General features: G+C 33.7%; 11 protein-coding genes. 10 read left to right on the top strand and 1 reads right to left on the bottom strand.

Features of this window, described 5'->3' with window-relative positions; all coding sequences use genetic code 11:
• Positions 1–2 precede the first annotated feature (2 nt).
• Complete coding sequence (locus tag QO190_RS04965) at positions 3–1088, top strand: HlyD family secretion protein (RefSeq protein ID WP_371461755.1); 1086 nt, start codon at positions 3–5, stop codon at positions 1086–1088.
• A 79-nt stretch (positions 1089–1167) separates the two neighbouring features.
• Positions 1168–2745 carry a DHA2 family efflux MFS transporter permease subunit gene (locus QO190_RS04960; protein WP_371461756.1) on the top strand — a complete coding sequence of 526 codons (1578 nt, stop codon included), beginning with the start codon at positions 1168–1170 and terminating at the stop codon, positions 2743–2745.
• 36 nt (positions 2746–2781) lie between these two features.
• Here the strand turns inward: QO190_RS04960 and QO190_RS04955 are convergent, their stop codons facing one another.
• The gene (locus QO190_RS04955; RefSeq protein ID WP_371461757.1) at positions 2782–3684 is read right to left on the bottom strand and encodes a CorA family divalent cation transporter; all 903 of its coding nucleotides are present in this window, start codon (positions 3682–3684) and stop codon (positions 2782–2784) included.
• Between the two features lie 169 nt (positions 3685–3853).
• On the opposite strand from QO190_RS04955, the gene QO190_RS04950 reads away from it, so the two are divergent.
• The 8 genes from QO190_RS04950 to QO190_RS04915 all read left to right on the top strand — a co-directional run bounded on the left by QO190_RS04950 (position 3854) and on the right by QO190_RS04915 (position 14690).
• Positions 3854–4876 carry a 3-oxoacyl-ACP synthase III family protein gene (locus QO190_RS04950; RefSeq protein ID WP_371461758.1) on the top strand — a complete coding sequence of 341 codons (1023 nt, stop codon included), beginning with the start codon at positions 3854–3856 and terminating at the stop codon, positions 4874–4876.
• 220 nt (positions 4877–5096) lie between these two features.
• Positions 5097–7862 carry a pyruvate, phosphate dikinase gene (gene ppdK / locus QO190_RS04945; protein ID WP_371461759.1) on the top strand — a complete coding sequence of 922 codons (2766 nt, stop codon included), beginning with the start codon at positions 5097–5099 and terminating at the stop codon, positions 7860–7862.
• A gap of 161 nt (positions 7863–8023) precedes the next feature.
• Positions 8024–9964, top strand: coding sequence for a 1,4-alpha-glucan branching protein GlgB (gene glgB / locus QO190_RS04940; RefSeq protein WP_371461760.1), 1941 nt, complete (start codon positions 8024–8026; stop codon positions 9962–9964).
• Between the two features lie 80 nt (positions 9965–10044).
• Positions 10045–11454: a glycogen synthase gene (locus QO190_RS04935; RefSeq protein WP_371461761.1), complete on the top strand. Its 1410-nt coding sequence runs from the start codon at positions 10045–10047 to the stop codon at positions 11452–11454.
• Positions 11451–11795, top strand: coding sequence for a hypothetical protein (locus QO190_RS04930; protein ID WP_371461763.1), 345 nt, complete (start codon positions 11451–11453; stop codon positions 11793–11795). Before QO190_RS04935 ends, QO190_RS04930 begins: the two co-directional genes overlap by 4 nt.
• Before the next feature lie 18 nt (positions 11796–11813).
• Positions 11814–13085 carry a glucose-1-phosphate adenylyltransferase gene (locus QO190_RS04925; RefSeq protein WP_371461765.1) on the top strand — a complete coding sequence of 424 codons (1272 nt, stop codon included), beginning with the start codon at positions 11814–11816 and terminating at the stop codon, positions 13083–13085.
• 88 nt (positions 13086–13173) lie between these two features.
• Entirely contained in the window at positions 13174–13578 is a 405-nt protein-coding gene (locus QO190_RS04920; RefSeq protein ID WP_371461767.1) for a hypothetical protein, read from the top strand.
• Between the two features lie 74 nt (positions 13579–13652).
• Positions 13653–14690, top strand: a complete 1038-nt coding sequence (locus QO190_RS04915) for a polyketide cyclase (protein WP_371461769.1) — start codon at positions 13653–13655, stop codon at positions 14688–14690.
• Positions 14691–14849: the final 159 nt, after the last annotated feature.

Genomic DNA, 14849 nt, shown 5'->3' with positions numbered 1-14849 from the left:
AAATGGAAAATCAAACAAAAAATAAAAAAAGTCCAGTTTTTGGGATTATTTTAACCATCGTTATTGTGGTAGGTGCTATTTATGGTTACAAAAAATGGTCTTACAGCAACTCTCACGAAGAAACAGATGATGCACAAATTGCATCTAATGTAAGCCCTGTGATTTCTAAAATTTCTGGTTATGTAGCAGAAGTAAGAGTAAAAGACAATCAGTTTGTGAAAAAAGGAGATACCTTAATTATCCTTGAAAATAAAGACCAATTAATGACTTTACAACAAGCTGAAGCTGCGCTAGGAACTGCTAAAAGCAATCTAAATACCGCTCAAGCTGGTGCGGCAGCAGCGAATAAAAGCATCAGTACATCAAACGCAGCAGTGGCTACTGCAAATGCACAGATAGAAGCAGCGAAAGTAAACGTTTGGAAAACTACTCAAGATTTGAAACGCTACGAAAATCTAGTGAAAGACCATTCGATTACACAACAACAATATGACCAAGTTCTGGCAGCGAAACAAGCAGCAGATAAACAATTGCAAATTTTGGTAGAACAAAGAAATCAAGCGGCTCAGCAAACAGGTTATGTGTCTTCTCAATCAGAAGCAACTTCTCAACAAATTGGCGTAGCAAGTTCTATGATTAAACAAAGAGAAGTAGATGTACAAAATGCTAAATTAAATCTTTCTTATACCGTAATTACAGCAAAACAAGATGGTTATGTTTCTAAAATTCCAGTGCAGGTAGGTCAGTTTTTACAAGCAGGTGCACAGTTATTCAGCATTGTTTTAAATAATGACAAATGGATTGTGGCCAATTTTAAAGAAACACAATTAAACAAAATGGTAGAAGGTCAAAAAGTAGAAATTAAAATAGATGCATTCCCAGATGATGAGTTCGAAGGAGTGGTAAGTTCTATTTCGCCAGCTACTGGTTCTACATTTTCTTTACTTCCTCCAGATAATGCAAGTGGAAACTTCGTGAAAGTAGTTCAAAGAGTTCCTGTGAAAATCACTTTTAAGGATTTAAAACCTGAAGTTGCCAAAAGATTAAGAGCAGGAATGAATGTTTTAGTAGACGTAGAAGTAAAATAGAAAAAAGTTAAATGAGGAACGTTCAGGATTTAAAAAAAATAAAATTCTAAACGAAACTCAAAACTTGAAATAAAAATTTATGCAAGATTCATTAGTAGAATATGGTGCAAGACGAGTGATTATTACCATCACTGCCATTCTCTGTGCATTGCTAGAGATTGTAGACACTACTATAGTAAATGTAGCGCTGAACGAGATGAAAGGAAATCTGGGCGCTACACTTTCTGAGGTAGGTTGGGTAATTACCGCCTATGCGATAGGTAACGTAATTATAGTTCCCATGACGAGTTGGCTTTCGCAACAATTCGGGAGAAGAAATTATTTTGCGGCTTCTATTGTCATATTTACGGTTTTCTCATTTTTATGTGGAAATGCGAGCAATATTTGGGAACTCGTTATTTTTAGATTATTACAAGGAATAGGAGGTGGTGCACTTTTGGTAACTTCTCAAACAATTATTACAGAGTCTTATCCCATCGAAAAAAGAAGTATGGCACAAGCAATTTATGGTTTGGGTGTTATTATTGGTCCTACATTAGGTCCGCCATTGGGAGGTTATATTGTAGATAATTTCAGTTGGCCATATATATTTTATATCAATATTCCTATTGGGATTGTAGCGACTTTGCTTACACTTCAGTTTGTGAGAAGTCCTAAATATGCTGAGAAAAAATCAGCAAGTGATGTAGATTGGTTAGGGATATTCTTGTTGGCAATAACGGTAGGTTCTTTACAATATATTTTAGAAAGAGGTCATGAAGACGATTGGTTCGAAAGCAAAGTAATTCTTTCCCTTACTTTGATTTCTTTCTTTGGACTTATCTTTTTTATTTGGCGAGAATTAACGTATAAATATCCAATTGTAGAACTTCGGGTGCTTAAAAATGGAAATCTGAGAATAGGTACGGTCATGTCATTCATTTTAGGCTTTGGTTTATACGGTTCTACTTTTATTATTCCGCTTTATACGCAGAGTATTTTAGGTTGGACAGCTTTACAATCAGGTGCTTTAATGATTCCAGCTGCATTAACCACCGCTTTTATGATGCCCATAATCGGTAGATTATTAACCAGAGGAGCGAAACAGCAAGTTTTAGTAGCTTTAGGATTGTTTATCTTTTTCATTTATAGTTTTTGGGGATATAAATTATTAACTCCAGATACAGGAAAAGACGCCTTCTTTTGGATGCTTATTGTGAGAGGAGCAGGTTTAGGATTGTTATTTATTCCTATTACATCACTCTCATTAAGTACATTAAAAGGAGCTCAAATTGGTCAAGGAGCAGCTTTTACAGGGATGATGAGACAGTTGGGAGGTTCTTTTGGCGTAGCTGCAATTACCACTTTTATTGCTAATCAAAATATGTTTTACAGAAGTGATTTGGTGTCGAAATTAGATGTCAATAGTTTGCAGGTTCAACAAAGAATTGCTGCGTTAAAAGCTAATTTTACTGCCAAAGGAATGACGCCTGATCAAGCGCTCGCTTCGGCGTATAAAATTTTAGACTTTTCTGTCATGAAACAAGCTACGGTGCTTTCTTATATGGATGTATTCCTCTATTTAGGAGTCATGTTCCTTATTTGTATTCCTTTTATTCTATTCATTAAAGAAAGAAAAGGAGGCAGAACAATAGATCCAAGTGAAGCCATGCATTAAAAATAAAAAAGACATCAGATTTTGATGTCTTTTTTTTCACCATTTTTTTCTTCTTACATATATAAAGGTGATAATAACGATAAGCCCCATCAAACCTAATGTAGCAAAGTAGCCATAAGGTTTTGTTAGTTCTGGCATATACTCGAAATTCATGCCATAAACTCCCGCAATAAAAGTAATAGGCAAGAAATAAACCGAATAAATGGCGAGCATTTTCATGACCTGATTGGCTTTTTGGTCAGAGAGTGCCAGAAACATGCTCATTAAGTTATTGGTTTGTAAATGCAAATGGTCGAAATCACTGATGGCATCTTTATAACTGTCTTTCAAGTCCTTTATTTCTACAGAATCTAGAGGTAGTTTTTCAAAAGAACTCACCCAATCTGATGAAAGATTCAGCACTTTCAGATTGAGTCCTACTTTTCTTTTGAAACGATAAAGTCTTTTCAACTGTGCAGAATTAGAAACGTTTTTTAGAAAAACTTCATTTTCCATTTTATCCAATTGGTCTAGAAGCACCTCGTTTTCATGTTCAAAGGAAATAAATATTTTTTGTCCTAAATGAAGCGCTAACTGATAAGGAGTTTTGAAATTTTCTGGGTGAATTGCAATTTCTTTCAAAAGGGATTTTATCGCATCATTTTCTATTCTGTGTACTGTAAGAATGAGATTATCTTTTAAGAAAATTCCCAATTTGGTACTTACATCACTTATGGTATTGAGGATGAGTCTTTCGGTAGAAGTATTTAATCTGGTTAAGAAAAATTTTAAATTGCCATTGTCTTCAAATTTTGGCAAGTGATTCGGGTCTATACAGTCTTCTAACCAATAATGATTGATGTCATATTTTTTAGAAATTTCGGCAATGTCTTCTTGCTTCATTTCTAAGATATCTATCCATTCATATTCTATTGTTTTGTGAAGTGTACTCTCTGTCATGGTCTAATTGGGTTAATTTTATCAAATGTATAAATTTTTATAAATCTATAAAGACACGTGAGTAAATAATTATTTATAAAACATTTTAATACATAATATTTATGACTCATGTTAATTATATGTTAAAAATAAAATCTTACTTTTGTACCCCACAAATTTTAAAAACTTTATGATTAAGAGTGTAATAAAAGGATATGGTTATTATGTTCCTGAGAATGTGGTAACTAATGACGATTTGTCTAAGTTGATGACTACTAATGATGAGTGGATTACAGAGAGAACAGGCATCAAAGAGCGCCGTCACAGAAAAAATAGAAATGACAGCGAAGAAACTACTGCATATCTTGCCAAAAAGGCGGCTGAAAAAGCATTAGAAAAAGCCAATCTTTCTGCTAAAGATTTAGATTTCATCGTTTTTGCAACTTTAAGTCCAGATTATTTCTTCCCAGGAAGTGGTGTAGTTTTACAAGAAATGCTAGGTTGTGATACCATCGGTGCATTAGATGTAAGAAATCAGTGTTCAGGATTTGTTTATTCTATGAGTGTTGCAGATGCTTTTATCAAAGCGGGAACTTATAAAAATATATTAGTTGTAGGAGCAGAAGTTCATTCTTTTGGTTTAGATTTTACTGATGATGGTAGAGGTGTTTCTGTAATTTTCGGAGATGGAGCAGGAGCGATTATTCTTTCTGCAAGTGAAGAAGAAAACGAAGAAGGTGTTTTAGCAGTAAACATGCACTCAGAAGGAAAATATGCTGAAGAATTAGCGGTTAAATTTCCTGGAACCAAATTAGGTTGGATGGATAGAGTTCTTTACGAGCCAGAAGCTGTTGAAAGACAAGATATTTATCCAGTGATGAATGGTAATTTCGTGTTTAAACATGCGGTAACCAGATTCCCGGAAACCATGATGGAAGCCTTAACTAAAGCTGGAAAAACTCCAGAGGATTTAGATATGTTTATTCCACATCAAGCGAATTTGAGAATTTCACAGTTTGTTCAACAAAGATTTGGTTTACCAGACGAAAAAATATTCAATAATATTCAGAAATACGGTAATACTACCGCAGCGTCTATTCCTATCGCATTATGTGAAGTTCTAGATCAAGGAAAAATTAAAAAAGGAGATTTGGTTCTTCTTTCAGCTTTCGGAAGTGGTTTCACTTGGGGAAGTGTACTTTTTAGATATTAATTTGATTAATCTATGATAATTAAGACCTTTCAGTATTTTCTGAAAGGTTTTTTTTGTAACTAAAGTGACAAAATCGAAAAATAATTACCCTCTTTTTATTAATTTTATATGATATTTATCAAAATTGACAAATGTCAGCAAATAATAAAGGAATTTATTATAAGGTAGTTTGTAATTTTGTTCCAGAAATTATAAGAGAAATATAACAAATTAATATATTATGGCTACAACAGCAAAAAATGAAAAGTATGTGTATTCCTTCGGTGGTGGTAAAGCCGATGGAAATGAGTCAATGAAGAATCTACTTGGTGGAAAAGGTGCTAACTTAGCAGAAATGGCAGGTCATAAAGATCTTAAACTACCTGTTCCTCCCGGTTTTACCATCACTACAGAAGTATGTACGTATTTCTACGATAATAAAAGACAATATCCTTCTACATTAGAAAAGCAAATAAAAGATGCACTTGCTCAAGTTGAAAAATTAATGGGCAAAAAATTCGGAGACGTTAAAAATCCTTTGTTAATGTCTGTTCGTTCTGGTGCTAGAAAATCTATGCCAGGAATGATGGATACCGTTCTAAATATTGGTCTTAATGATGAAACTATTCAAGGTCTTATCGCAGAAAGCGGTGACGAAAGATTTGCTTACGATGCTTACAGAAGATTAGTAATGATGTATGCAGACGTAGTAATCGAAAAAGCAGGTGGTATGGAACCAGCAAAAGGTATTGGTATCCGTAAAATCATGGACGAAAGATTAGAAGAAGTTAAAAAAGATAAAGGCGTAGAATTAGATACTGATCTTTCTGCTGATGATCTTAAAAAATTAGTAAAAGAATTCAAAGCTTTAACTAAAAAACACCTAAAACAAGACTTCCCTGAAACTCCTTGGGATCAATTAATGGGAGGTGTAGGTGCTGTATTCGCTTCTTGGAACGGAAAACGTGCAATTGAGTACAGAAGAATCGAAAGAATTCCAGATGAATGGGGAACTGCTGTAAACGTACAAGCAATGGTATTCGGTAACATGGGTAATGATTCTTGTACAGGTGTAGCTTTCACTAGAAACCCAGGAAACGGTGAAAATAAATTCTATGGAGAATATTTAGTAAATGCTCAAGGAGAAGACGTAGTAGCGGGTATCAGAACTCCAGCTCCTATCAATCAATATTCTAAAAATGACCATAGTAAAAATTTAACTACTTTAGAGAAATTCATGCCAGAGCAATACAAAGAGCTTGATGAAATTCAACAAAGATTAGAAAAACACTACAAAGACATGCAAGATATAGAATTTACCATCGAAAAAGGTAAACTATACATGCTACAGTGTAGAGTGGGTAAAAGAAATGGTGTATCTGCAGTAAAAATGGCTGCTGATATGTACAAAGAAGGAATGATTGATGCAGAAACTGCAATCCTTAGAGTAAATCCTAATCAGTTGGTAGAATTATTATTACCAATGTTCGACCCAGATATCGAAAAAACTCATAAAGTAATTGCTAAAGGTTTACCAGCTGGTCCTGGTGGTGCTGTAGGTAGAGTAGTATTCTCTTCAGAAGATGCTGTAGAATGGGCTTCTAAAGGAGAAAAAGTAATCCTAGTAAGAGAAGAAACTTCTCCAGAAGATGTAGATGGTATGCACAAATCTGAAGCAATTCTTACTACAAAAGGTGGTATGACTTCTCACGCAGCTTTAGTAGCTAGAGGTTGGGGTAAATGTTGTATCGTAGGATGTAGCGAAATCTCTATCCACGATAAAGAAAAATATTTTGTAACCAAAGACGGTAAAAAAATAAAAGAAGGAGATTGGGTGTCTCTAAACGGTAGTAAAGGAACTGTTTACGAAGGTTCTTTACCATTAATTGATGTAGATTTAAATAAAAATCAATCTTACAAACAATTAATGACTTTAGTAGATAAGTATAAAACAATGGGTGTAAGAACCAATGCTGATACACCTAAAGATGTAGAACAAGCAACTTATTTTGGAGCAGAAGGTGTTGGTCTTTTCAGAACTGAGCACATGTTCTATGGTGAAGGTAGTGATAAACCATTATTCTTATTAAGAAAAATGATCATGAGTGACACCGAACAAGAACGTAAGTCAGCACTTAATGAATTGTTTACTTTCGTGAAGAGAGACATTAAAGCTACATTAGAAGTAATGAAAGGAAATCCAGTAACCATTAGATTACTAGACCCACCATTACACGAGTTCGTACCTCACGATAAAGCAAAATTACAAGAGCTTTCTAAAGAGTTAGGTGTAAGTATGAGCATCTTAAACAGAAGAATTCTTGCATTACACGAAAACAACCCAATGCTTGGTCACAGAGGTGTACGTTTAGGAGTTTCTTATCCAGAAATTACCGAAATGCAAGTAAGAGCAATCTTCGAAGCAGCTGCAGAATTACAAAAAGAAGGCGTAAAAGCATTCCCAGAAATTATGATTCCTGTAACTTGCGGTAGACACGAACTTTCTCACCAAAAAGCAATCGTAGATAAAGTATACGATGAAACTTTAGAGAAATTAGGAGTTAAAAAAATACCTTATATGTACGGAACTATGATTGAAATTCCTAGAGCAGCACTTAAAGCAGATTCTATGGCAATGGTAGCAGACTTCTTCAGTTTTGGTACTAATGACTTAACTCAAATGTCTTTCGGTTTCTCTAGAGATGACATCGGTGGATTCTTACCTAAATATTTAGACCTTAAATTATTACCTGGAGACCCATTCGTATCTATTGACCAATCTGGTGTTGGTGAATTAATCAAAATCGGGGTAGAAAGAGGTAGAAAAACAAAACCAAACTTAAAAGTTGGTATTTGTGGTGAGCACGGTGGTGATGCAGAATCAGTGAAATTCTGTCATTCTATCGGTATGAATTATGTAAGTTGTTCTCCATTTAGAGTTCCTATCGCTAGATTAGCTGCTGCACAAGCTGCAATCGAAGATAAAAAATATGTGAAAACCTCATAACAATATTTATAATTAACAATGATAAGCCGCGTAGAATTTTCTATGCGGCTTCTCTTTTTACTAAATTTAAGAAACATTTAACCTCCTAAAACTTTGTACTCTCGTTTACTTGCAGTAAATTAGTGTGTTTATTTAACATTCCTAAAAACACTTAAATCACCATGACTTACCAAGTAGTGCCTCATTCTCTTTTTTCTGAATTTGATATCCATCTTTTCCGTGAAGGAAAACACTTTAAACTCTACGAAAAAATGGGTTCTCATAAAGTAGAAATAGACGGTAAAACAGGAATCTATTTTGCGGTTTGGGCTCCTAATGCTAAACAAGTTTCCGTAATTGGAGATTTCAATAATTGGGATTCTAGAGTTTCTGAACTTAAAATCCGTTGGGATGGTTCTGGGATTTGGGAAGGTTTTATAGAAGGCTTAGATTTTGGTGTGATTTACAAATATGGCATTCAAACATATAGCGGTGCTTATTTAGAAAAAGGCGATCCTTATGCTTTAAAATGGCAACAAACCATTCAAGCTGCTTCTATTGTAGATACTACTTTCTACGAATGGAAAGACCAAGAATGGATGAAAAACCGCCATCAAAAAAATTCTTTAGAATCTCCTATTTCGGTTTACGAAGTTCATCTCGCTTCTTGGATGAGAGGAACAGATGATCCTAACCGTTTTTTCACGTACAGGGAAATTGCAGAAAGACTCGTTCCTTATGTCAAAGAAATGAATTTTACACATGTAGAATTTATGCCTGTGATGGAATATCCTTTCGATCCAAGCTGGGGTTACCAAATTACAGGTTTCTACGCAGCGAGTTCTCGTTTTGGAACGCCACAAGATTTAATGTATTTAATAGAAGAATTACACAAAAATGAAATTGGCGTAATTCTAGACTGGGTTCCTTCCCATTTTCCGGGAGATGCGAATGGTTTACATTATTTTGATGGAAGTTTTCTCTACGAACATGAAGACCCAAGAAAAGGATTCCACCCCGATTGGAAATCCCATATTTTCAACTATGGAAGAAACGAAGTAAAATCTTTCCTGATTTCTAATGCTTGTTTTTGGCTCGATAGATATCATGCAGATGGTTTACGTGTAGATGCAGTTCGTTCTATGCTAGAATTAGATTATTCCAGAGCAGATGGAGAATGGGAGCCAAATAAATATGGAGACAACAGAAATCTAGAAGCGATAGATTTCGTCAAAGAGATGAATACTATTGTGTACAGAGAATTTCCAGATATACAAACGATTGCAGAAGACAGCAGTGATTTTCCTAAAGTTACCAAACCAATTTATGATGACGGATTAGGTTTCGGAATGAAATGGATGATGGGTTGGATGCATGATACCTTAGATTATTTTGAAGAAGACCCTATTGCTAGAAAATATCATCATCACAAACTTACTTTCAGTACCATGTACATGAATAATGAAAACTATATGTTGCCATTGTCTCATGACGAAGTAGTACACGGAAAAAGCAGTTTGATTTTTAAAATGCAAGGCGACGAATGGCAAAAACATGCCAATTTAAGAGCATTGTATACCTATATGTACACGCATCCAGGTAATAAATTGCTTTTCATGGGTGGTGAATTCGGGCAAACTCACGAATGGGATTTTAGCCAAAGTTTAGATTGGCATCTTCTACAATATCCTATACATCAAGGATTGCAGAATTTTGTGAAAAATTTGAATACGGTTTTCAAATCCGAAAAAGCACTTTACGAAAATAATTTCAATCCATACGGTTTTGAATGGATTGAAGCAGATGATGCAGATAATTCTATCTATGTTTTCCTAAGAAAAGGAAAATCTGAAGATGAGGTGCTCATGTCTGTTTTAAATCTTACTCCTAGAACTTTCGATTATAAAATTGGAATAGAAGAAGGAACAAAATGGGAAGTGATTCTCAATTCAGATGCTCCAGAATTTGGAGGAAGTGGAGTAGTTCCAGAAATCAAATGGTACGAAGAAACTCCATGGAATAATAAACCCAATTCTATGATTGTTACTTTGCCTCCGCTTTCAGGAATTATTTTAAAACAAACGGAGAAAACTAAAAAGAACCAAGTAAAAAGCGCCAATTAAAAAGTAAAAAAATAAGATGAAAAATGAATGCTAAAACATCCATCTTCCATCACCCATCATCCAACAAAAATATTTAAAAAATGAAAGTCTTCCATTTAAGCGTAGAATGTTTTCCGGTAGCTAAAGTAGGCGGTTTAGCAGATGTAGTAGGTGCGCTTCCTAAATACCAAACTAAAATGGGAATTGATGCCAAAGTAGTAATGCCTTGGTATAATAAACCATTTGTAAACGAAAACGAATTCGAAGTAGTTTTTGATGGTTTTATTCATCAGATTCATCACATGTACCAAGTTTTGGTCATGAAAGAAAAACATAATGTTTTAGGATACGAATTGTATTTGGTGAAAATTCCAGGATTGTTAGATAGAGACCAAGTGTATGGTTATTTTGATGAAAGTCAGCAATTTATTGCGTTTCAGCACGCGGTTTTGCATTGGCTTTCTGCTATGGAAATTCGTCCGGATGTCTTGCATTGTCATGATTATCATACGGGTTTAGTTCCGTTTATGGTAGAGTATTGTCAGGATTTTGATTTTTTAAAAGGTGTAAAAACTGTAGGAACCATTCATAATGGGGAATATCAAGGAACGATGGATTGGCAAATGTCTAATTATATGCCACGTTTTGACGCTTGGAAATGGGGATTGCTCGATTGGAACGGAAGAATTAATCCTTTGGCAACTATGATTAAGTGTTGTCATGAATTTACAGCTGTTTCTCAAGGTTATATGCATGAATTGTTTGAAGATGCGCAAGGATTACAAGACTTAATCAGGCAAGAACACAGAAAAGCACATGGAATCATCAATGGAATAGATACAGAAGTTTGGAATCCTATGACGGATATAATGCTTAACGATCATTATTCTAGAGAGAACTTTGAAGAAGGAAAAGAAAAAAATAAAAAATGGCTTTGTGAAGAATATGGCTTGAATCCAGAACTTCCGCTTTTTGCTTTTATTGGAAGATTTGCTCGCGAAAAAGGAGCAGATATGTTGCCAGATATTGTAAGAAGAAGTATCTCAGAAACCGAAGGTGCTTTAAATATTCTCATTTTAGGTTCTGGAAACCCACAAATAGAAAATACATTAAAACAACTTCAAGAGGAATTTCATGTGAATTTCGCGATGGATTTAGGATACAAAGAAGCTTTGTCACACAAGATTTACGCAGGTGCAGATTTCTTACTAATGCCTTCTCGTGTAGAACCTTGTGGATTGAATCAAATGTATGCCATGAGATACGGAACTATCCCAATTGTACGATATACAGGTGGGTTAAAAGATACCGTAACAGACATTTCTTCAGGAGGTTATGGTTTAAATTATACTTTCCCAGGAACTGATGATGCTGTACATGCCATCAAAAGAGCGCTGTATTTATATGATGATAAAGAAGAAATGCAAAATTTACGAAAAACAATAATGAATTTGGACTTTTCTTGGCAGAAATCTGCTGAAAATTATGTAAATTTATATCGTAAAAAATGATTTATAAGAAGTTCTTTTTTTTAATAAATTTAATATTTTCAATTTTAGTATTTTCTCAAAAAATTACTGATGCGAATTATTGTACCATAAAAAATGTTTCTTTAAATGATAGGTTTTCGAAATATTTATGTATAAAATTTCTTCCTAATAATAAATATGAAGAAGTTTTTATGACAGATATCGGAATTATAATTTTAGGTGATTATAAATTGCAGAAAGATTTTCTTATTTTGAAGGAAAATGAAAAAGATAGTACAGTTTTTAAAATTTTAAAGACTGATAATTCAAAATTGATATTGAAAATTAATAAAAAAAGAATTGTACTTTATAGACAAAATTAAAATAAAACCACAAAATATATGAAACCAAGTGTTATATCTATTGTATTAGGAGGAGGTAGAGGTAGTAGATTATTTCCTCTTACAGATAAGCGTTCCAAGCCCGCAGTTCCTATCGCAGGGAAATACAGATTAGTAGACATTCCTATTTCTAATTGCCTTAATTCTGGCTTTAATAGAATTATGGTACTTACTCAGTTTAACTCGGCATCGCTTAATTCTCATATTAAAAACACCTATCACTTTGATATTTTTAGCAAAGGTTTTGTAGAAATTTTAGCAGCTGAACAAAGCACAGATAACGAAAATTGGTATCAAGGAACAGCAGATGCAGTAAGACAATCTATGCGTCATTTAGACAAATATGATTATGATTATATTCTCATTCTTTCTGGTGACCAATTGTACCAGATGGATTTCAAAGAAATGATAGATTTCCATATTGAAAATGGCGGAGACATCACCATTGCTACCATTCCTGTAAACAGTAAAGATGCTACTGGTTTTGGAATTTTAAAAGCCAATGACGAAAACCAAATCACTTCTTTCGTAGAAAAACCATCTGCAGACGTTTTACCAGATTGGACTTCTGAAGTTTCTGATGATATGAAACAACAAGGTAGAGATTACCTCGCTTCTATGGGAATTTATGTCTTCAATAAAAAAGTTTTGAGAAAAATGTTTGAGGAAGACAAAGGTGATGACTTTGGCAAAGACCTCATTCCAAATGCAATCAATAACGGATATAATACGCTAAGTTATCAATACGAAGGTTATTGGACAGATATAGGAACCATCGGTTCTTTCTTCGAAGCGAATATGGATTTAACCAATGAATTGCCAAAATTCAATATGTTTAGCGATTCACCAATTTATACAAGACCTAGAATGTTGCCGCCATCTAAAATCAATGGTTCTTTCGTGAATAAAGCCATTTTTGCGGACGGATGTATTATTATGGCAGATAAAATAGAGCATTCACTCATTGGGAACAGAACTAGAATAGAAAAAGGAAGTACCGTCATTCGTTCTTATATCATGGGAGCAGATTACTATCAAAATACTGAAGACATGGCGGAAAATGATGCTAAAGGAATTCCAAACATTGGCGTAGGTAAATTCTGTTACATAGAAAATGCTATTTTAGATAAAAATTGTCATATTGGGAATAACGTAAGAATTATCGGTAGCAAACATTTACCAGATGGAGATTTCAAAACCCATTCTATAAAAGACGGAATAATCGTGGTGAAAAAAGATGCCATCATAAAAGATGGAACAGTGATACCATAGAGTTTTTTTATTTTTAGGAAATCGGGCTTGTAATTTTTTTGCAAGCCCGATTTTTAATTCTAAATTTGCTCAACTAAAAATTAAACAAATGAAAAAAATCAAATTTTTATTCACCGTAATGGCTGTGTTCTTTATGAGCCAAGTTGTTTCTGCGCAAACCAGCGAATGGAAAGAAAAAACTGAGTTTCATAAAATCATGAGCCAAACATTTCATCCCGCGGAAGAAGGAAATTTTGCACCGATTAAAAGCAGAATAGATGAAATGGAAACCAAAGCAGTTGCTTTCAAAAACTCAGAAATTCCAGCAGATTTTGGAAATAAAGATGCCATTAAAAAATCTTTGAAAAAATTAGTGAAAGAAACGAAAGCTTTCAATAAAAAAATTAAGTCTGGAGCGTCGGATGAAGCACTTAAAAATGATTTTATGGCTCTTCATGATACGTTTCACACGATTGTAGGTCTTTGCAAAGCAGAAGACGAGCACGAACATTAATCTATAATTATATGTAATGAGTAATCTGCAAAAGATACAATTTGCTGGTTACTCATTATTTTTTAACCTATATTATGCGTTGGTATAAATTTGTAATTTATATAAGTATCTTTTTGTTTTCGGTGTATGCCGTTTCTATGCTTTTTGTAGAAGAAAGCAAAAGTTTTACCATTGAAAAAGAAATCAATTATCCTATTGACAAGGTTTTTCCTCAGTTTAATAATTTGCAGAATTTCACGCAATGGAATGAATTTTTTCTTTCTAAAGAAGATTACACTTTCGCATATTACACACCTTATGAAGGACAAGGTTCTTCTTTGAATTATCAGAGTAAGAAAAATGAATCTGATTATGGAGATTTTTTCATTCGTTATGAAAATCCTTTTTCTACGCTTAAATACCAATTGTTCGAAGGGAAAAACGTTAATCCGTACAGCATTAATGTAAAATTTGTACCACAAGGAAATAAAACCAAAGTAATTTGGTTTGTTCACACGCCTAGATTGCCATTCTTGAAACGTTCGCTTAATCTGCTTTCAGAAGATTTTGTTGCAGGAAATATAGACCAATCTATGGTAAATCTATCTCAACTCTTGAGTGGAAAAGTAGACAAAGAAATTTTACTTTCTAAAATCAAATATGATACACTCATGGTCGAAAAACAAGACGGCCAGTTGCTTTTGGGAATCAATGTTTCGAGTGTGAATAAAAAAGGAGATTTAATTAAAAATATAGAACTGAATCACAATAAAGTCATCAGTTTGGTAACCAAAGATTTAGGTAAAAAGGAAGATGAATTTGGAGTTCCGGTTTTGATTACAGAACCAGGGAGTTATAAAGACAAAGAGGTTTCTTATTTCTATGGAGTTCCCGTGAAAAAAAGAGAAGGACTTTCTGATAATAATTTCAATTTCCGTACTTTGAATGCTTCAGAAAACTATATTATGTATTACAAAGGGAGTTATGAAAATAGAATAAAAGTGATTGCTCAACTCCTGCAAAAAGCTCAAAAAGATAGCATGAGAAATGGTCAGTTGCAAGAAACTTTCATAGAAGCTCCTAATGCAAAAAAAGAAGTAACCATAAAAATTTCTTTGCCAGTCTACAGATAGTTTAAAATTCTCATTTTTAACTACTTTTTAACAAATTTTAATTTTATTTAACGATTTTTTAGATTGCATAGATTTTTATTATGTAAGCTATACCTTTTTACCATCTTTTTAAGTTCCTCAATTCGCTTTTTTTTAGTAATTTTGCCTAAACTATACTTC

The sequence above is a fragment of the Cloacibacterium sp. Arc13 genome (assembly GCF_041431305.1).
Lineage (GTDB): Bacteria > Bacteroidota > Bacteroidia > Flavobacteriales > Weeksellaceae > Cloacibacterium > Cloacibacterium caeni_B.
Note: the sequence above shows the minus strand (reverse complement) of the source record. Positions and strands in the feature narration are given on the sequence as shown.

Coding starts and splice junctions, on each gene's coding strand:
- QO190_RS04925 (WP_371461765.1), top strand. CDS start 11,814: ATGAAACCAAGTGTTATATCTATTGTATTAGGAGGAGGTAGAGGTAGT.
- QO190_RS04960 (WP_371461756.1), top strand. CDS start 1,168: ATGCAAGATTCATTAGTAGAATATGGTGCAAGACGAGTGATTATTACC.
- ppdK (WP_371461759.1), top strand. CDS start 5,097: ATGGCTACAACAGCAAAAAATGAAAAGTATGTGTATTCCTTCGGTGGT.
- QO190_RS04920 (WP_371461767.1), top strand. CDS start 13,174: ATGAAAAAAATCAAATTTTTATTCACCGTAATGGCTGTGTTCTTTATG.
- glgB (WP_371461760.1), top strand. CDS start 8,024: ATGACTTACCAAGTAGTGCCTCATTCTCTTTTTTCTGAATTTGATATC.
- QO190_RS04950 (WP_371461758.1), top strand. CDS start 3,854: ATGATTAAGAGTGTAATAAAAGGATATGGTTATTATGTTCCTGAGAAT.
- QO190_RS04955 (WP_371461757.1), bottom strand. CDS start 3,684: ATGACAGAGAGTACACTTCACAAAACAATAGAATATGAATGGATAGAT.
- QO190_RS04965 (WP_371461755.1), top strand. CDS start 3: ATGGAAAATCAAACAAAAAATAAAAAAAGTCCAGTTTTTGGGATTATT.
- QO190_RS04915 (WP_371461769.1), top strand. CDS start 13,653: ATGCGTTGGTATAAATTTGTAATTTATATAAGTATCTTTTTGTTTTCG.
- QO190_RS04935 (WP_371461761.1), top strand. CDS start 10,045: ATGAAAGTCTTCCATTTAAGCGTAGAATGTTTTCCGGTAGCTAAAGTA.
- QO190_RS04930 (WP_371461763.1), top strand. CDS start 11,451: ATGATTTATAAGAAGTTCTTTTTTTTAATAAATTTAATATTTTCAATT.